This window comes from Maribacter ulvicola (assembly GCF_900155985.1).
GTDB classification, from domain to species: domain Bacteria; phylum Bacteroidota; class Bacteroidia; order Flavobacteriales; family Flavobacteriaceae; genus Maribacter; species Maribacter ulvicola.
The window spans coordinates 68,657-87,110 of the sequence record NZ_FTMA01000004.1; the positions used below are offsets into that span (position 1 = coordinate 68,657).

The window sequence follows — 18,454 nt, forward strand, 5'->3', positions numbered from 1 at the left end:
TTTAGTTATTATCAGAATACCCAACTGCAACACCTTTTAGAGTGGCAGAAGTACAATCATTAATTTGTACGTTTACAAAGTCGCCCACCTTGTAATGCTCTTTTGGAAAAACTACTACGGTACTTTGGCTATTTCTGCCCATCCATTCTCGTTCAGATTTTTTAGAGGTTCCTTCAATTAAAACCTCTTGTGTTTTACCAACATGTTTTTCGGTTCTAAATTGACAGTGGCTTCTTTGTAAAGCTATAATTTCAGAAAGGCGTCTCTTTTTTGTTGCCTCTGGTACATCATCTTCCATTTTTCTGCCGGCCATGGTACCGGGTCTTTCAGAATACGCATACATATAGCCAAAATCATATTTTACATGTTCCAAGGCTTTTAATGTAGCTGTATGGTCTTCTTCTGTTTCTGTAGGGAAACCTGTTATGATATCTTGGGAAATAGAGCAGTCAGGTAAAATTTTTCTAATTTCATCTGTTAGTTCAAAATACTCTTCTATAGTGTGTAGACGATTCATTTCCTTTAAAATGCGATTACTGCCACTTTGTACAGGTAAGTGAATATGATTGCAAATATTTTTGTGTTTGGCCATTGTTCTGATCACGTCCAAGGTCATGTCTTGCGGATTGGATGTTGAAAACCGAATGCGCATTTTAGGGTTTGCCAAAGCTACCATTTCCAATAGTTTAGAAAAGTTAGTGGCGGTCGCTTTTTGCATATCGGTTGCATTCACGAAATTTTTCTTTAGTCCGCCGCCATACCATAGGTAACTGTCAACATTCTGTCCAAGAAGTGTAATTTCTTTGAACCCTTTTGATGAAAGCTCGCTGATTTCTGCTAAAATAGATTGTGGGTCTCTACTACGTTCGCGACCTCTTGTAAAAGGTACTACGCAAAAAGTACACATATTATCGCAACCTCTGGTAATAGATACAAAAGCTGTTACTCCGTTGGTATTTAATCTTACAGGAGCAATATCACCATAGGTTTCATCTTTAGAAAGAATTACATTAACGGCATCTCTACCAGAATCAACTTCTTTAATTAAGTTAGGTAAATCTTTATAAGCGTCTGGTCCTACAACCATATCTACAATTTTTTCCTCGTCTAAAAGCTTGTCTTTTAGGCGTTCTGCCATGCAGCCTAGAACTCCTACTTTTAAATGTGGTCTAGATTTTTTAACCTTATTATATTCGGTCAATCTTTTGCGTATAGTCTGTTCGGCTTTATCTCGAATAGAACAGGTGTTTACAAGTACTAAATCGGCATCTTCTAACGTTTGGGTGGTGTTAAAACCTTCGGTCGCTAAGATAGATGCAACAATTTCACTGTCGGCAAAGTTCATGGCGCATCCGTAACTCTCTATAAAAAGGTTGCGTTTGTTCATTTCTTTTCCTTCAACTATCAAAGTTGTGCCCTGTACATTTTCGTCTATGGTTTTCTCCATTTTTGTAATACGTTGCAATAAAATATTTTGGACGGCAAAGATACTATTATAATCAAAAATATGACAATATGACATGAATATTTAGGGATTGTTTAGGCTTTACACATGAAAATTATTTAGTTTTATCACCAATTATAACCACTAATACATATGAATTTAGAAAACTTAACACAATACATTAAAACGAAACCAGATTTAGAGTTTGGTACCATATTCAGTAGGTCTATTGAGCTGTTTAAAAAAGTATGGTTGCAAGGCTTTCTTGTTTTGCTGTTGACGTTCGTTGTAATCCTTCCATTTTATTTGGTGCTGTATATTCCTATGATCGCCATGGGCATTACTGATCCAGAAGCACTTAGACATAATGAGTTACCGCCAATGGTGGCTATTGCAATGGCAATTCTTATGCCGGTATTTATGGTAGGGGTGACGACATTTGCTTTAGCGTTGAACGCGGCATTTTTAAAAATATGTAAAGAAAAAGATTTAGAGGAAGAAACTAATGATGATTACTTCTATTACTTTAAAGAGGGACGTTTAGGTAAAGTCTTTATTCTTGCTTTATACGTTTTAGGGCTGTCTATTGCCGGAGCACTTGCGTGTGGTGTGGGTTTGTTCTACGTAATGGTTCCTATGTCACTAATACCAGCTTTTTTGGCATTTTCAAATGACTTATCTCCGCTAGAAATGGTAAAGGCGAGTTTTACTTTAGGAAATAAGAACTGGTTGGTCATATTTGGTTTGGTACTAGTATCGGCATTTGTGGCGCAACTGGGCTTCATTTTGTGTTGTGTAGGAGTGTTATTTACTGCAATGTTAGGGAAGGTGCCTGTGTATTATATGTATAAAGATGGGGTGGGATTTAATAAGGTAGCGTAAATTTTAACTTGTTGATAACGCAACTATTAGGTGATTATTCATCTAATGGTTACAACCAGTTAAATTATAGACCATGAAGAATATAGTATTTGTTTTTTGCGCCATAGCCTTGTCGGCATTTGTATCCTGTGATGATGACGGTCCTTATGAAAATTACCAAGTGGCAAGACCCATTCTACAAGATGCAATTTCATTTAAAGCAGAAGCCGTTTCTGTATCAGAGCCGGTTCCAGTGGTGTCATCGGGTAAAATATATGCGTATGGTAATTATATTTTTATCAATGATGTAAATAAGGGTTTTCATGTGATAGACAATCAGAATCCTTCATCGCCAAAAAGTATTGCTTTTATTACGTTAGAAGGGAATAATGATATTTCTATAAAAGACGATAAAATCTATGCGGATAGTTATGGTGATTTGGTCATTTTTGACATATCGGACATTAATAATATTACAATAATTGCCCGTATAGTAAATGCTATTTATAATAATGGCATTTGGGCTGCGGATGCGGAATATCCACAAGCAGATTTTTATGAGTATGGAGCTATTGATTATGATAGGGATATTATAATTGGCTGGGAGGTCGTGACTGAAAGAAGGTCGGTAGAGGAGTATGAGTCTAGGTATAACTGTAATGATTGTGTGGTAGATTCTCTTGAAAGTTTCAATGAGAGTCCGCAGCCAAGCACTGGGCAGGGCGGTTCATTGGCACGTTTTAAAATAATTGGTGATTATCTGTACGTTGTGGATTATAGTGATATAAATATTTTTGATATTACAGATGTGGATGATGTAAAAGTTTTAGATGATGTCCAGGTGGCTTGGGATATTGAGACCATTTATAGTCAGGGAAACATATTATTTATAGGTGGTTCTCAGGGGATGTATATTTATGGAATAGAGAATCCTGAAAAACCAGCATTTATCTCGGAATTTAGGCACGGTACCGCTTGCGACCCGGTCGTAGTTGATGGTAATTATGCTTATGTAACTTTAAAAGGAGGTAATTTTTGCGGTAATGCAGAAAGCGGTCTTTATGTAGTTGATATAACTGATCTCAAAAAGCCTGAATTAAAAGTGATTTATCCGATGGATGGTCCAAACGGACTAGGTATTAAAGAGAATACACTTTTTGTGTGCGACGGAGATTCTGGTCTTAAGGTGTATGATAAAACAAATGCGCCCAATATAACTTTGATTAATGTTTTTGAAGATATTGTAGCTTATGATGTAATACCGTTGCAATCATCGTTATTGATGATCGGTGACAGAACACTGTTTCAATATGAATACGTAGATAATGATATTAGGTTGTTAAGCACTTTTCAATTATAGCAGTTTTGTAGGATTAAAAAAAGGGGAGCTAGTTTAGTTTTCCTTTTTTTTTTTGTTTCAGCCTCTAATTAGTTTGTGCCTTGCGGTATAGCAGTGAGTATAGTCCATATTTTTATGATTTTAGAGACTAAACTCTAATGAAATATGGGAAAAAATAATTTCCTGAAATTCTAAAGTTTATTTTTTAGTATACATTTGTAGGTATAAACAAGGTTGATGGCGAAAAATTTAGTAATTGTTGAGTCTCCTGCAAAAGCGAAAACTATAGAGAAGTTTTTGGGAAAGGATTATAAGGTAGAATCGAGCTTTGGTCACATTGCGGATTTACCTTCAAAGGAGTTGGGAGTAGATGTTGAAGGCGATTTTACACCTAAATATATAGTAGATAAAGACAAGCAAGCTTTAGTTAAAAAGCTTAAGAGTCTGGCTAATAAAGCAGAAACTATATGGTTAGCAAGTGATGAGGATCGAGAGGGAGAGGCTATTTCTTGGCACCTGGCAGAAGAGCTAGGTTTAGACAAGAAGAAGACAAAACGTATTGTTTTCAACTCGGTTACAAAAGCAGCTATTCAAAAAGCAATTGAGAACCCACGGGAAATCAATTTCAATCTTGTAAATGCACAACAGGCTAGGCGGGTATTAGACCGTTTGGTAGGGTACCAGTTATCTCCGGTACTTTGGAAAAAAATTAAACCGGGTCTTTCTGCCGGTCGTGTTCAGTCTGTAGCCGTTAGGTTAATCGTTGAACGAGAAAGAGATATTGAAGGATTTGAACCGCAAGCATCATTTAAGATTGCAGCAGAGTTTCAAACCGAAGCAGGTAGTGTTTTCTCTGCTAAGTTGAACAAAACCTTTGCAACGGAAGAAGAAGCAAAGGTATTTTTAGAGAAAAATATAGCTGCTGATTTTTCAGTAAGTAAGTTAGATAAAAAGCCGGCAAAGAAATCGCCATCTGCCCCATTTACAACTTCTACATTACAACAAGAGGCATCAAGAAAATTATATTTTTCTGTAGGTAGGACCATGCAGGTGGCCCAACGTTTGTATGAAGCAGGTTTAATAACCTATATGAGAACAGATAGTGTTAACCTTTCTAATGAAGCGTTGGCATCGGCTAAAGAGGCAATTCTTAAAAATTACGGTGAAGAATATAGTGAAACCAGAAATTTTACAAAAAAATCTAAAGGAGCTCAAGAAGCGCATGAGGCTATTAGACCTACGGATATGGGTAATCAGTCGCCCTCGTTAGAGCGTGATCAATCCAAGTTGTATGACCTAATATGGAAGCGTACGGTTGCATCTCAAATGAGCGATGCCAAATTGGAGCGCACCAACGTAAAGATTAAGGCAGATAAGCATTCAGAAGAGTTTACGGCAAACGGTGAGGTTATAAAGTTTGACGGTTTCCTAAAAGTGTACATGGAAGGTGTAGATGAAGAAGATGTTGCCGAAGAACAAGAAGGTATGTTGCCTGCAATGAAAGAAGGTGAGCGTTTGTTGAATAATTTTATTTCAGCAACAGAACGTTTTACAAGGGCACCGTACAGATTTACCGAAGCATCTTTGGTAAAGAAGTTAGAAGAGTTAGGTATTGGTAGACCATCTACTTATGCACCAACAATTTCTACGATTCTTAATAGAGGATATGTAGAGAAAGGTACTGTAGAGGGCACAGAACGTAAATATCAACAATTGATATTGGCATCAGATAAAATAGAAGAAAAGAATCTTACGGAAAATGTTGGTTCGGATAAAGGTAAGATGGTACCAACGGATATTGGTATGATCGTGACCGATTTCTTAGTGAGCAACTTTGCCAATATATTAGATTATAACTTTACCGCACAGGTAGAGGAGGACTTTGATGAGATCGCTTCCGGTGATGAGGACTGGAAGAAAATGATGAAGGATTTTTATAAGGATTTTCATCCTAATGTATTGGATGTTGAGGAAAATGCAGACCGTGCCAGTGGGGAGAGAATTTTAGGAAAAGATCCAAAAAGCGGAAAACAAGTATCGGTACGGCTAGGTAGATTTGGACCTATGGTACAAATAGGTACTGTAGATGATGAAGAGAAACCAACATTTGCAAGTTTGTTGCCAGAACACTCATTGAATACCATTACTTATGAAGAGGCTATGGATCTTTTTAAGCTTCCAAGAAAATTAGGGGTTTATGAAGGTGAAGAAGTATTGGCCAATGTAGGTAGATTTGGACCATATGTAAAATTTGGAGAAAAATTCATTTCTATGGATAAGGGGGAAAGTGCCTTTGAGATAGAGATGGAAAGAGCTATAGAGCTTATTGTGGCAAAGCAAAAGGCAGACGCGCCAATTGCTATGTATGAAGAAAAGGAAGTTACTAAAGGTGTTGGTAGGTTTGGTCCATTTATAAAATGGAACGGTATGTTTATTAACGTGAACAAAAAGTATGATTTTGATAATTTGTCAAATGATGATTTAGTAGAGCTTATCGAGGTCAAAAAGCAAAAAGAAATAGATAAGGTCGTTCAGAACTGGGAAGAAGAAGGCATTCGTATAGAGAAGGCAAGATGGGGTCGCCATAATGTAATAAAAGGTAAGATAAAGGTAGAATTGGCAAAGACTGTTGATGTTACTGAAATGTCTTTAGAAGAAGCCCAGAAGTTGATCGAGAAGAAAACCCCAAAGAAAAAAACACCAAAGAAAAAGGCAAAAGCTAAGCCTAAGTCAAAAAAGTAATATAATTTTAGGTTTTAAGACCAGTATAGTATTTTATGATTTCTAAACAACTTCAATAAATGGCCTTTGATTTTTTAGTTCCTGTGTCGGACAAAGTTTTAGCCCATAATGAGTTACTACCTAGCCAAGCTATTGGTAAAAATACCTATATCCATACTGAAAAGGATGGCTTGCCTGTATTGGCAAATGCTACGGTAGCTATTTTAGGAGTTAGGGAGTCAAGAAATGCTTATGAAAAGAAGAATGAAAAGCTAGATGTTTCTGCTATACGATTACAATTTTATAAGCTTCTAATAGGAAACTGGAATACTACCATAGTAGATTTAGGTGATATAGAAGAAGGAGCTACTGTTAATGACACTTATTTTGTTGTCAAAGAGGTGGTTGCCGGCTTGTTAGAGGAAGATATTATACCGATTATACTTGGTGCAACCCAAGATATAACCTACCCTGCATACAGAGCCTTTGACGGTATTAGGGATATGATTAATTTGGTAGCAATAGATAGCAGGTTTGATTTTGGAATAGAAGATGAGCTCATTTCTTCGCACTCTTATATGAGTAAGATTATAACCGATAAGCCAAATAATCTGTTTAATTTTTCAAATATTGGCTATCAGAGTTATTTTAATGCCCAGGAAGAAATTGATTTAATGGAGCGTTTATTTTTCGATGCCTACAGACTTGGAGAGGTAGCGAACGATATTACTTTGGCAGAACCTGTGCTTAGAAATGCACATATGGTAAGTTTAGACTTAAGATCTGTTAAGGCAAGTGAAATTTCTTTGTCAGCAAATTTTTCCCCTAATGGGTTTAATGGAAGAGAAATTTGTGCAATCTCTAGATATGCTGGAATTAGTGATAAGGTGTCTGTATTCGGTTTGTATGAAATGGAGAATACCGTACAGTCGCAGCAGCTGATAGCGCAGATAATATGGTACTTCATAGAAGGTATCAATTTTAGGATCAAGGAATCTCCATATATTAAGACCAATGATTTTGTTAAGTATAATGTACCTAGCGAAGATGAAGAATTGGTATTCTACAAAAGTTTATTAACAGAAAGATGGTGGACAGAAGTCCCATCTATTTTTACTTCACATAATAAAGCCCATACACCTGCGTTATTACCTTGCACCGAGAAGGATTATGTAGACGCATGTAATCAGCAGATTCCAGAAAGGTGGTTTAAGGCTTACAAAAAAGGCTTTAATTAACAAAATTTATTTTAAAGCATAATAAGACTTTAGTACAATATTTTATATAAAACCTAGTTTTAGTTGATAGAATAAATTATTGTATTCTGAGTTTAACCATAATCGAAATTTAACCTAAAGTATGAAGAAGCTATTGTTATCCTCTATAGCGTTTGTTTTTTTACTCACAAGTTGTGGGTCTAAACAGAAAGGTGAGCTAACTGGAGTCCAGGGAAAAAAAATGGTATCCGGAAAAACCATATGGAATGGAACTTATCCCAAGGGGTTCTTTCATAATGGGTAAGAGTGAAGAAGACCAAGGAAAATTATTGAATGCACCTACCAAGACAGTTACGGTACGTTCTTTTTACATGGATGATACTGAAATCACAAATAGTGAGTATCGTCAGTTTGTAGAATGGGTAAAGGATTCTATTGTTAGAACCAAATTGGCCATTTTAGCTGATGAGTTAGGTATTGGCCCAGAAGAAGGCGGTATTGGTGACTATGCATTTAAAGACGCAGATACTACCAGAGCATCTATATATGATAAATATATGTTGGATAATTACTCAGGTATGGGCGAAACAGGATACGAAGGTAGGGCTTTAAGCAAAGATGAAGACCTAGTTTGGAATACATCTGACTACCCAGATGAGTATTATACCGAAATTATGGATTCTATCTATTTGTCTGAAGAAGAGTCATATAACGGTCAACGTACTATAGATGTAAAAAAATTAAAGTATAAGTACAGTTGGATGGATATTGAAGCTGCGGCAAGAGCTTCTGTAAAAGGGAATACAAGCCGTAAAGATTTTATCCGAACAGAAGAAGTAGAAATTTATCCAGATACCACCGTTTGGATAAGAGATTTCTCATATTCTTATAATGAACCAATGCACAATGACTATTTCTGGCATGATGCCTATAGTGAGTATCCTGTAGTGGGTATTAGCTGGCAACAAGCTAAAGCATTCTGTAACTGGAGAACTAAATTCAAGAATGACGATAATAAAAGTCGTGGAAGACAATTTGTAAACCAATTTAGGCTTCCAACAGAAGCAGAATGGGAATATGCAGCAAGAGGAGGTATTGAAGGGGGTACATATCCTTGGGGTGGTCCTTATGTTATAAGTGATACGGGTTGCTTTATGGCAAACTTTAAACCACAGCGTGGAGATTATGCTGCAGATGCTGCTTTGTATACAGTAGAAGCTAAGTCTTACGAGCCTAACGATTTTAACATGTATAACATGGCAGGTAATGTGTCTGAATGGACAAACTCAAGTTATGATCCTAGTGCTTATGATTACGTATCAACAATGAACCCGAACGGGGGCGATCAGTCTAATACTAGAAAAGTGATTAGAGGAGGTTCTTGGAAAGATGTTGCTTATTTCTTGCAGGTAAGCACCAGGGATTACGAATATGCAGATTCTGCTCGTAGTTACATAGGTTTCAGGACAGTACAGGATTATATGGGAGAGGAAGACTCCACACAATAAAAAATAATTATAACAGTTTTATAATAAATTCAAATTCAATTTTTAACCAAATCTTTTTTTTATTAAACCTTAAATTTATTTAACATGGCACAGTCAAAATCCACAAAAAAATTATTTAACATGGCCTACGGGCTAGGAGCATCAGTTGTAATTATTGGTGCATTATTCAAAATTCTTCACTGGGAGTTAGGACCATTAAACGGTGGTATTCTTTTAGCTATAGGTCTTATAACAGAAGCATTAATTTTTGCGATCAGTGCATTTGAACCAGTAGATGACGATTTAGATTGGGCATTGGTTTACCCAGAGTTAGCTGGCGGTGAAGGTAAAGCACCTAAGAAAGCACAAGAGGCAACTGATATGAAAGAAGCAGAAGCATCTTTATCTAAGAAATTAGATGATTTGTTAAAAGAAGCAGGTGTAGATGCAAATCTTATGGAGAGCTTAGGGTCTAGCATTAAGAATTTTGAAGGTGCTGCCAAGGGTATTGCTCCAACGGTAGATGCAATGGAATCTACTAAGAAATATTCTAGTGAAATGGTTCAGGCTGCCGCACAGATGGAGTCTTTGAACAGTCTTTACAAAGTACAATTAGAAAGTGCTAGCAAACAAGCTTCAGTGAATGAAGAAGTTGTTCAGAACGCAAGTGCACTTAAAGATCAAATGGCATCTTTGTCTACTAACCTTTCTTCATTGAATGGTGTATATGGTGGTATGTTATCTGCAATGAGTAAAAACTAATTTGGATTTTTACCAACCCGATTCAATTATTAATAAAAATCTAAATTAAAATCCATGGCAGGAGGAAAACAATCACCACGTCAGAAGATGGTCAACTTAATGTATTTGATTTTCATCGCAATGCTGGCATTAAACATGAGTAAAGAAGTATTGGCCGCATTCGGTATTATGAATGAAAAGCTAGAGACTTCTAACGCAATGACCACCGCAAGTAACGAAGCGTTCTTAGGTAGTCTGGAAACTAAAGCATCAGAAGATGCGGCTAAGTATGAAAAGCTGTATAAAAATGCTCAACAGATTAAAGCAATGTCTCAAGAGTACTATGATTACTTAGAGTCGCTTAAAAATGGGATGACCGAAGGTCTTGAAAATCCTAAGGATTATGCAAGAATGGATATGTCAGATTATTTGGATCAAAAATTCTTTCAAGGAGACAACCTTTCAGAAGGTGGAAAAGAATTTATGAAAAGAATTAATGAATACCGCGAAAAAGTTGCCGCAATTGTACCTGCATCTTTGAAAAGTTCTGTTATCGATCGTTTTAAGACAGGAAACGCTGAGGGTAAAGTTCAGGCAAAAGACGGTATGCAAGATTGGATCAACTATCACTATGAAGGGTATCCTTTAGTTGCTTCATTAGCTAAATTAACTGCGCTACAGGCAGATGTAAAAGTTACAGAAGAAGCAGCTTTGAAATCAATGTTGGAAGGCGAGTTAACCAACCAAGTATCTTTAAAGAATTTTGCAACATCCCTTTCTGCTACTAAATCTGCCTATTATGCAGGTGAGAAGTATGATGGTAAGATAATTATTAGCAAAACTGATAATTCTTCTACTCCGGTTAGAGCTGAATTAACTTTAGACGGAAGAAAATTATCTGAAGGTTCTGATTATAAATTAGAAGCTGGTGGTGTTAAAATGTTGATTGGTTCTGGTTCTGCCGGTGATCATGAAGTAAAAGGAACTATTTACTTTAAGCAAGATGGTGAAGAAATTCCTGTAGAAGTAAATAATTCATTTGCAACGATTTCTAAGCCTAATGCAGCTTTGATCGCAGCAGATAAAATGAATGTTGTGTATAGAGGTGTTGCTAACCCAATGTCTATCTCTATACCCGGTATACCAAACAATAAGGTAAGAGCATCTGCTCCTGGGCTTAAGTCTGTAAGCGGAAGTAAATATGTTATGACCCCAGGTACTGGTAGAAATGTAACTATTACAGCTTCAGGAACTTTGCCTGATGGTCAGTCGGTATCTTCTAAATCTGAATTCAGAATTAAAGATATTCCAAGACCGGAAGGTAGTGTAAGTAAGCAAACGGGTAGTCTTAAACTTCCAAAAAGGAATGTTGAGATCGCTACGATCGGTGCGGGCTTAGAAGACTTTGATTTTGATTTGAACCTAGCAGTAAGCGGTTTTAAATTTAAAGTGCCAGGTCAGCCTACTGTTTCTGTAAGAGGAAATAAAATGAATGCTAAGGCAAAACAAGCTTTAGGTCGTGCTAAAAGAGGAGATATTGTTCAAATATTTGATATCGAAGCTTATATCACAAACAATAAAACGTACAAGTTGAAGAAAGTATCTCCAGTAGTTGTGGAGATTACAAACTAAATAAATGGAATGATACCGGGTAGGCCTTATGGTCTTGCCCGGTTAATTTTAAAGTGAAGCAAACATGAATTGGAAAAATGTTTTAGTAATGGGAGCGGTAACGATGTTGCCTTTATCAATGATGGCCCAAGCAAACGTATTGAATGCAAAGAAACCAGATGAGGTTGGTGTTCGTACAGAAGCTCAGAAGGCTGTAGATAATGACGCTCCGTTAGAATATGGTTATGTAGATGATAGGGATATCCTTTGGTCTAAGACTTTATGGGAAACCATAGATTTAGATGAGAGAGTCAATTTCCCATTATATTATCCTACAGATACTATGGATATTGGGCCTGATAGAAGGTCATTATACCACGTTCTAATCAAAAATTTAAAGAGTGGAAAATTAGAAACTTATACAGACTCTTATTTTACACAAAAAAGATCTTTTGGCGATTTAAAAGATGCTTTACAAATGGTAGATACTCTTGATTATGGCTATGAGCAAATGAATGCGGGAGAAACTGTTTCAGAAGAATATATAACCCGTAGAACTATTTCTGCAGCTGATATAGAAGAATATCATATTAAAGGTATATGGTATTTTGACAAAAGACAGGGAGAGCTGAAATACCGTCTTTTGGGTATTGCTCCAGTAGCACCAGACGTAAATTTCATGGACGATGAAAATCCAGATATGGTGGAGCTTTTTTGGGTATGGTATCCAGATGCTCGTGAAATGTTACATGAAGCAAAATTATTTAATTCACAGAACTCAGCACAGCCAATTTCATTTGATATGTTATTGAATGCACGTAGGTTTAATGCCGTTATCTATAAAGAAGATAATATTCAAGGTGATAGAAATATTGACGATTATATTTCAGATAACGCTTTGTTTCAGTTGTTGGAGGCAAAAAGAATTAAAGAAACCATTAGAGATAAAGAGCAAGACATGTGGGCTTATTAAGCTTACTGAAAATCCAATTCATATAAAAAAGGACCTGATCATTTGATCAGGTCTTTTTGTTTTTTATCATGATTTGTGCAATTGTCATTACATTTGCACCATGGTAGATTACATAGTAATAGGTCTAGGTTTGGCGGGTACAACATTTTGTGAAAACTTGCGTAAAAACAAGAAATCCTTTGTCGTTTTTAATGATCGATCGCAAACCTCGTCACGTGTGGCGGGCGGACTGTATAACCCTGTTATTTTAAAACGATTTACCCTTTCTTGGAGGGCAGATGAGCAATTACCGGTGGCTATTGAATTTTACGCACAGTTAGAACAGTTTTTAAATGTGAAGTTTGATGAAAAGCTAAATGTTCTACGAAAATTTGCATCTATTGAAGAACAAAACCTGTGGTTTGAGGCTGCGGATAAAGATAAGCTTAAGCCATTTCTAGATACTAAATTGGTGAGTAATGAAAATTCAAGGCTTAAAGTACCGTTTCAGTTTGGTAAGGTTTTGGGAACAGGTAAATTAAACACCAAGTTACTTTTCAATAGTTATGCAAAGTGGCTAGAGCAAGAATGTATTTTGTATACGGACACATTTGATTATAGTCAGCTTCAAGTGGGGCAAGATCATGTTAGCTATAAAGATATCAAAGCTAAGAATGTGGTGTTTACAGAAGGTTATGGTATGGTGCATAATCCTTATTTTAATTATTTACCATTGCAGGGCTCAAAAGGGGAGTATATTGTAATTAAAGCAAGAGCATTGAATGAGGCTTATATTATCAAATCATCTATATTCTTAATTCCCTTAGGAGATGATATGTACAAAGTAGGGGCTACATATCATAGAAATAATAAAGACAATTTAACTACTGAAGAAGCTAAAAATGAGCTCGTAAGTAAACTAGATACTCTTTTAGATTGTTCATATGAGGTAGTTGGTCATGAGGCAGGTATGCGTCCTACGGTAAAAGACAGAAGACCATTAGTAGGTCAACATCCAACGTATAATAACTTATGGGTGCTGAACGGTTTTGGTTCTCATGGTATAACTATTGCACCATGGGCAGCAAGATCATTATATGACCATATTGAATTTAATACGCCTTTATTAGAAGAAATTGATATAACGCGTTTTAATTAGATTTAGTTTTTTTAAGGTTTGCTTTGGCATCGTAACTAACAAACATATTAATCCATATATTACGTGATAACCTCATAATGACTGGCATAAAAACAATTAGTGTTACAATAATGGCAATAAAAGTTTCTATTAGGTCGGCACCTAGAAAAAGATTGGCTATAACAAATGCGGCTACGGCAAAAGCAATTCCTACTCCGTAACTCACATACATGGCACCATAAAAGAAAGATGGTTCTATTTTATATTTTAGATCGCAGTGACTGCATCTTTCATGCATTTTAAAGATTTCGCCCATATGGTATGGGTTTTTGTCCAAATACATACTTTCTTGGTGACATCTAGGACAACTTCCTGTTAAAATACTGTAGAGTTTGTTTCCTTTTTTTAACATTTGCAAAACTTTATACTAAGGTACGATTTTAAGACAATTTTCATGTTAGAAATCTACTATAACAAAGATAAAATTAGCTTAGGAATTATAAAGTTCTAAACTAGATTTTTAAGTAATCATAAGAAGAAATAGAATTTATGTTAAACGTTCACAACCTATCGGTCTCTTTTGGAGGGGAATACTTATTTGAAGAAATATCATTTCGTTTAAATGGAGGAAATAGAGCAGGGCTAGTAGGTAAAAACGGTGCTGGAAAATCAACTTTGTTGAAATTGCTTAACAAGGATATGGCCTTGGATACTGGTGTTATTGCTATAGAAAAAGATATTAAAATTGGTTTTCTTAGACAAGATATTGATTTTGTAGAGGGGCGCTCAGTTTTAGAAGAAGCATATCAGGCATTTGAAGAAATTAAGTCTTTAGAGCTTAAATTAGATGAAATCAACCATCAATTGGCAGAGCGTACAGATTATGAATCAGATTCATATAGTCAGCTGATTGTGGATTTAAGTGATATTACCCATCATTATGAAATACTGGGAGGATATAACTATCAGGGCGAAACAGAAAAAATTCTTCAAGGCTTAGGTTTTAGAAGAGAAGATTTTGATAAAAAGACCGAAACTTTTTCAGGAGGGTGGCGTATGCGTATAGAGTTGGCAAAATTATTATTGCAAACGAATGATGTATTATTGCTAGATGAGCCTACCAACCACTTAGATATTGAATCTATTATCTGGTTTGAACAGTTTTTGAACAATTATACCGGCGCCGTGGTCATTGTTTCTCACGATAAAATGTTCTTGGACAATGTTACTAATAGAACTATTGAAATTTCATTGGGGCGTATATATGATTATAACAAGCCTTATTCTGAATACTTAGTATTAAGAAATGAGATAAAACAACAGCAGGTAAATGCACAAAAGAACCAAGAAAAGGAAATTCAACAGGCAGAACGTTTAATTGAAAAATTTAGAGCAAAATCAACCAAAGCTTCCATGGCGCAATCTTTAATCAAGAAGTTAGATAAGATTGAGCGTATAGAGGTAGACGAAGATGACAATAGTGTAATGAGCCTTCGTTTTCCGGTTTCTGTTACGCCAGGTAAGGTGGTTGTAGAAATTGAAGGATTATCCAAAGCATATGGTAATAATTTGGTTTTAAATGATATTAACCTGCTTATAGAAAGAGATAGTAAAACCGCATTTGTAGGTCAAAATGGGCAGGGTAAATCTACTTTGGCGAAGATTATTGTTGGCGAACTTAAGCATGAAGGACATTTAAAACTGGGGCATAATGTGCAAATAGGGTATTTTGCTCAAAATCAGGCAGAGTATTTAGATGGGAACAAAACTATATTAGATACCATGATAGATGCCGCAAATGAGAAGAACCGAAGTAAGGTTAGAGATATTTTAGGTTCATTTTTATTTAGGGGAGATGAAGTGGATAAGTTTGTAAAAGTACTTTCAGGGGGTGAGCGTAACCGTTTAGCTTTGGCGAAAATGTTACTTCAGCCATTTAACGTACTAGTAATGGATGAGCCTACCAACCACTTGGATATTAAGTCTAAGAACGTTCTAAAACAAGCATGCTTAAACTTTGAAGGTACCTTAATATTGGTTTCTCATGATAGGGATTTTTTACAGGGTCTAACTAATAAAGTGTATGAATTCAAGGATCAAAAGATAAGAGAGTATTTAGGGGATGTAGATTTCTACTTGGAGCAGCGTAAAGTAGAGAATTTTAGGGCTATAGAGAAGAAACAGGCTGTAGTTAGCGAAAAGATAAAGCCAAAAGCTTCAAACTCTTTTCAGGATCAGAAAAAACTAAAGAGTTTAAAAAATCAATTAAGTTCAGTAGAAAGTAAAGTAAGTAGTCTGGAAAAAGAAATTAAAGATATAGATCATAATCTTACAGTAGATTATGACGCTACCATTGCAAAGGATAATTTTTTCGAAGGCTATCAAGCCAAAAAGAAGAAGCTGGAAACATTAATGCAGAACTGGGAGACGCTAACCTTAGCTATTGAGGAATTAGGGTAGCCTGACATAGGATTTTGATAGTTTTACAACATTTTTAGGCTATTTCACAACAAATAGGGGTAGGTCAACGATAAAATTAGATTTTTTAGCGTTATTAGTTCAAATTTGTAGGATAATTCCTAAATAAGTGAATTTATCAATCCATAGTCATATGAAAAAACTATACTATATAAGCTTTTGTTTTTTGTTTCTGACAACAGTTAGTTTTGCAGAAGTATCTAAAAAAGAGAGGAAAGCGCTAATTGATCTGTATGAATCTACGAACGGCAATCACTGGGTCAAGAAATGGGATTTAAAAACTCCGGTTTCTCAATGGCAAGGTATTACTGTTGAAAACGATAAGGTAGTAGAGGTTAATTTATTCCATAATAATTTAATGGGATCAATTCCTTCGCAAATAGGAGATTTACAAAATCTTAGAGTCTTGAACCTAGCTTTTAATTCGTTAACAGGTGAATTGCCTAAAGAAATTGTCCATCTTTCTAATTTAAAAATATTGAAGTTAGAAATGAATAGGCTTAACGGTGAATTGCCGGAAGAAATAGGTAGTTTAATTCATTTACAAGAACTTTCTGCTTTCAATAATTTTTTTACAGGTGAAATTCCTGAGACCGTAGGTAACTTAACAGAGTTAAAGGTATTAAATCTTTCAAGCAATGAATTTCAAGGAGATATACCTAGCTCATTAGGGGCATTATCTCAATTGGAAACTTTAGGCCTTTTTGAAAATAGATTAGAGGGTGCTATACCCAGAGATATGGGTAAGTTGAGCAAATTGAAAGAATTGGTATTGGCAAATAATAGGCTTATAGGTGATATACCCAATGAGTTTGCAGATTTAGCGAGTTTAGAAGTATTTCAAATTCAAAATAACAATTTTAGTTCGTTTAAAGCCTTAGAGTTTTTAGAAACCAAGGAGTATTTGGTTTTTGATTATGACAAAGATGATAGAAAGTTAGAGTTTAAAGATGTCAATTTTAGTAAAACTAGAATGGCAGATACGAAGTTCGAAGATATTGAAGAGTAAGAGTAGTTTACACTTTTAGTTAGTTTGGTGAAAAAAGAGATGTTGAACAACATCTCTTTTTTTTGTTATAAGTGCAATACTATCAGTGGTATATCATAAAAATAGTTTTTGCACGTTATAATAAAAGTGAATTTTATGCCAGTATTATTTTTAATAAAAAAGAGCATGGTATGGATGCACTAGCCCAAATAAATTAATTTCTTCAGTATGAAATATGTTATTACCTATATCAGTTTAGTTTTTGTTCTGTCCACAAGTTTTATAGTCAGTGCTCAAATATCTTCAAACGAAAAACAATATTTAATAGATTTTAATAAAAGTACCAATGGTGATCATTGGATAAATAAATGGGATTTAACAGCAGACCCATCTACCTGGTATGGTGTAGAGATAAAAGATAATCATGTAACGGCATTAAAATTATATCGCAACAATCTTACGGGGTCCATACCAAATGGAATGTCAGTTTTGTCGCATTTAAAAACATTGAACCTTGCTTTTAATGTATTGGAAGGTAATTTGCCCGAAGATATATTTCTGTTAGACCAGTTGACCATTATGCGTTTAGAGATGAATAAGTTGACAGGTGTTTTACCTCAAGATTGTTCTAAAATGCAGCAATTAGAAGAGTTGTCCATGTTTAATAACTTATTGCAAGGAACTATTCCCAACGGTATTGGAGATATATTAACATTAAAATCATTAAACCTTTCAAGTAATTATTTAGAAGGTAACTTGCCTAAATCTATTGAAAACTTAGATAAGTTAGAAAGGCTTGAGCTTTTTGGTAACAAGCTAGCAGGTGTCATTGAGGTTGATCTAGGGCGTTTGGTAAATTTAAAAGAATTAATTCTTTCATATAATAAGTTTCAAGGAGATTTGCCAAGTGGTATGGCAACTTTAAACAATCTAGAGTTTGTACAGTTGCAGGGTAATGAATTTAGGTCATTAAATGTATTGTTAAGAATGCAGAGTTCAAAACTGGCGGTTTTTGATAGTGATGATGAGTTCTTGAATATGAAGTTTGGTACTACAGAAGCAAGTAGAACACGTATTGTAGATACTAAATTTGAAGACGTAAAAAGAAACTAAACAACAATAAAATACCTAAAAAAGGGAATGCCATAGCATCCCTTTTTTTATTTTGACCAGTCTCATGCAACAGTTTTTTATGATTACTTTAACCATCAAGACGTTTAGTGTCAGAAGTGTTTTTTTGTAGTTTCGCCAATGATAAATTGATTTCCAAAAGTTTGTAGTTAAATTCTAATTAAAATATAGCCGCTGTTTTAACAATATTTTGATGGTTTTGGTAGATAGTTAATACTGATTAGACGTTAGTAATAAATATTTATTTAAGAGATTAAATCTTAAAATGTAGGAGTTCATATTCGGTTTAAATAGTTTGAAGGCTATTGCACTACTGAAATTAATGGAATTCTTTTAATTCATATAC

13 protein-coding genes and 1 pseudogene are annotated in these 18,454 nt (G+C 35.2%); 12 read left to right on the top strand and 2 right to left on the bottom strand.

Translation table 11 applies throughout. The features are described 5' to 3' along the window. Position 1: 1 nt before the first annotated feature. Complete coding sequence (miaB, locus tag BW936_RS12485; protein WP_076548738.1) at positions 2-1,447, bottom strand: tRNA (N6-isopentenyl adenosine(37)-C2)-methylthiotransferase MiaB; 1,446 nt, start codon at positions 1,445-1,447, stop codon at positions 2-4. A gap of 150 nt (positions 1,448-1,597) precedes the next feature. Here miaB and BW936_RS12490 point away from each other — a divergent pair, with 150 nt between their 5' ends. The 9 genes and pseudogenes from BW936_RS12490 to BW936_RS12530 all read left to right on the top strand — a co-directional run bounded on the left by BW936_RS12490 (position 1,598) and on the right by BW936_RS12530 (position 13,532). Further along, the gene (locus BW936_RS12490) at positions 1,598-2,326 is read left to right on the top strand and encodes a hypothetical protein (protein WP_076548739.1); all 729 of its coding nucleotides are present in this window, start codon (positions 1,598-1,600) and stop codon (positions 2,324-2,326) included. 73 nt (positions 2,327-2,399) lie between these two features. Then, a complete protein-coding gene (locus BW936_RS12495; RefSeq protein ID WP_076548740.1) occupies positions 2,400-3,665 on the top strand; it encodes an LVIVD repeat-containing protein in 1,266 nt (421 codons plus the stop codon). A gap of 216 nt (positions 3,666-3,881) precedes the next feature. Continuing rightward, entirely contained in the window at positions 3,882-6,386 is a 2,505-nt protein-coding gene (topA, locus tag BW936_RS12500) for a type I DNA topoisomerase (protein ID WP_076548741.1), read from the top strand. Between the two features lie 59 nt (positions 6,387-6,445). Further along, complete coding sequence (locus BW936_RS12505) at positions 6,446-7,603, top strand: formimidoylglutamase (RefSeq protein ID WP_076548742.1); 1,158 nt, start codon at positions 6,446-6,448, stop codon at positions 7,601-7,603. A 121-nt stretch (positions 7,604-7,724) separates the two neighbouring features. Then, positions 7,725-9,090 (top strand): annotated as a pseudogene (porK, locus tag BW936_RS12510) (type IX secretion system lipoprotein PorK/GldK). Between the two features lie 84 nt (positions 9,091-9,174). Next, positions 9,175-9,831, top strand: coding sequence for a type IX secretion system motor protein PorL/GldL (gene porL, locus BW936_RS12515; RefSeq protein WP_076548743.1), 657 nt, complete (start codon positions 9,175-9,177; stop codon positions 9,829-9,831). A gap of 54 nt (positions 9,832-9,885) precedes the next feature. Then, positions 9,886-11,442, top strand: a complete 1,557-nt coding sequence (gene porM / locus BW936_RS12520) for a type IX secretion system motor protein PorM/GldM (protein WP_076548744.1) — start codon at positions 9,886-9,888, stop codon at positions 11,440-11,442. A 64-nt stretch (positions 11,443-11,506) separates the two neighbouring features. Then, on the top strand, positions 11,507-12,394 hold the full coding sequence (gene porN / locus BW936_RS12525; protein WP_076548745.1) for a type IX secretion system ring subunit PorN/GldN: 888 nt from the start codon (positions 11,507-11,509) through the stop codon (positions 12,392-12,394). Positions 12,395-12,494: 100 nt separating this feature from the next. Beyond that, on the top strand, positions 12,495-13,532 hold the full coding sequence (locus BW936_RS12530; protein WP_076548746.1) for an NAD(P)/FAD-dependent oxidoreductase: 1,038 nt from the start codon (positions 12,495-12,497) through the stop codon (positions 13,530-13,532). Here the strand turns inward: BW936_RS12530 and BW936_RS12535 are convergent. Then, positions 13,525-13,923 (bottom strand): DUF983 domain-containing protein, encoded by a 399-nt coding sequence (locus tag BW936_RS12535; protein ID WP_076548747.1) that lies wholly within the window; start codon positions 13,921-13,923, stop codon positions 13,525-13,527. The genes BW936_RS12530 and BW936_RS12535 overlap by 8 nt on opposite strands. Before the next feature lie 137 nt (positions 13,924-14,060). Between BW936_RS12535 and BW936_RS12540 the strand changes: the two genes are divergently transcribed. From BW936_RS12540 to BW936_RS12550, 3 genes are all read left to right on the top strand, one after another. After that, entirely contained in the window at positions 14,061-15,971 is a 1,911-nt protein-coding gene (locus BW936_RS12540; RefSeq protein WP_076548748.1) for an ABC-F family ATP-binding cassette domain-containing protein, read from the top strand. Between the two features lie 184 nt (positions 15,972-16,155). After that, positions 16,156-16,998 (top strand): leucine-rich repeat domain-containing protein, encoded by an 843-nt coding sequence (locus BW936_RS12545; protein WP_244156223.1) that lies wholly within the window; start codon positions 16,156-16,158, stop codon positions 16,996-16,998. A gap of 207 nt (positions 16,999-17,205) precedes the next feature. Continuing rightward, positions 17,206-18,090: a leucine-rich repeat domain-containing protein gene (locus BW936_RS12550; protein WP_076548750.1), complete on the top strand. Its 885-nt coding sequence runs from the start codon at positions 17,206-17,208 to the stop codon at positions 18,088-18,090. Positions 18,091-18,454: the final 364 nt, after the last annotated feature.

What these genes read in the sequence shown, in the direction of transcription:
- miaB (WP_076548738.1), bottom strand. Translation starts at nt 1,447, where the DNA reads ATGGAGAAAACCATAGACGAAAATGTACAGGGCACAACTTTGATAGTT.
- BW936_RS12490 (WP_076548739.1), top strand. Translation starts at nt 1,598, where the DNA reads ATGAATTTAGAAAACTTAACACAATACATTAAAACGAAACCAGATTTA.
- BW936_RS12495 (WP_076548740.1), top strand. Translation starts at nt 2,400, where the DNA reads ATGAAGAATATAGTATTTGTTTTTTGCGCCATAGCCTTGTCGGCATTT.
- topA (WP_076548741.1), top strand. Translation starts at nt 3,882, where the DNA reads ATGGCGAAAAATTTAGTAATTGTTGAGTCTCCTGCAAAAGCGAAAACT.
- BW936_RS12505 (WP_076548742.1), top strand. Translation starts at nt 6,446, where the DNA reads ATGGCCTTTGATTTTTTAGTTCCTGTGTCGGACAAAGTTTTAGCCCAT.
- porL (WP_076548743.1), top strand. Translation starts at nt 9,175, where the DNA reads ATGGCACAGTCAAAATCCACAAAAAAATTATTTAACATGGCCTACGGG.
- porM (WP_076548744.1), top strand. Translation starts at nt 9,886, where the DNA reads ATGGCAGGAGGAAAACAATCACCACGTCAGAAGATGGTCAACTTAATG.
- porN (WP_076548745.1), top strand. Translation starts at nt 11,507, where the DNA reads ATGAATTGGAAAAATGTTTTAGTAATGGGAGCGGTAACGATGTTGCCT.
- BW936_RS12530 (WP_076548746.1), top strand. Translation starts at nt 12,495, where the DNA reads ATGGTAGATTACATAGTAATAGGTCTAGGTTTGGCGGGTACAACATTT.
- BW936_RS12535 (WP_076548747.1), bottom strand. Translation starts at nt 13,923, where the DNA reads ATGTTAAAAAAAGGAAACAAACTCTACAGTATTTTAACAGGAAGTTGT.
- BW936_RS12540 (WP_076548748.1), top strand. Translation starts at nt 14,061, where the DNA reads ATGTTAAACGTTCACAACCTATCGGTCTCTTTTGGAGGGGAATACTTA.
- BW936_RS12550 (WP_076548750.1), top strand. Translation starts at nt 17,206, where the DNA reads ATGAAATATGTTATTACCTATATCAGTTTAGTTTTTGTTCTGTCCACA.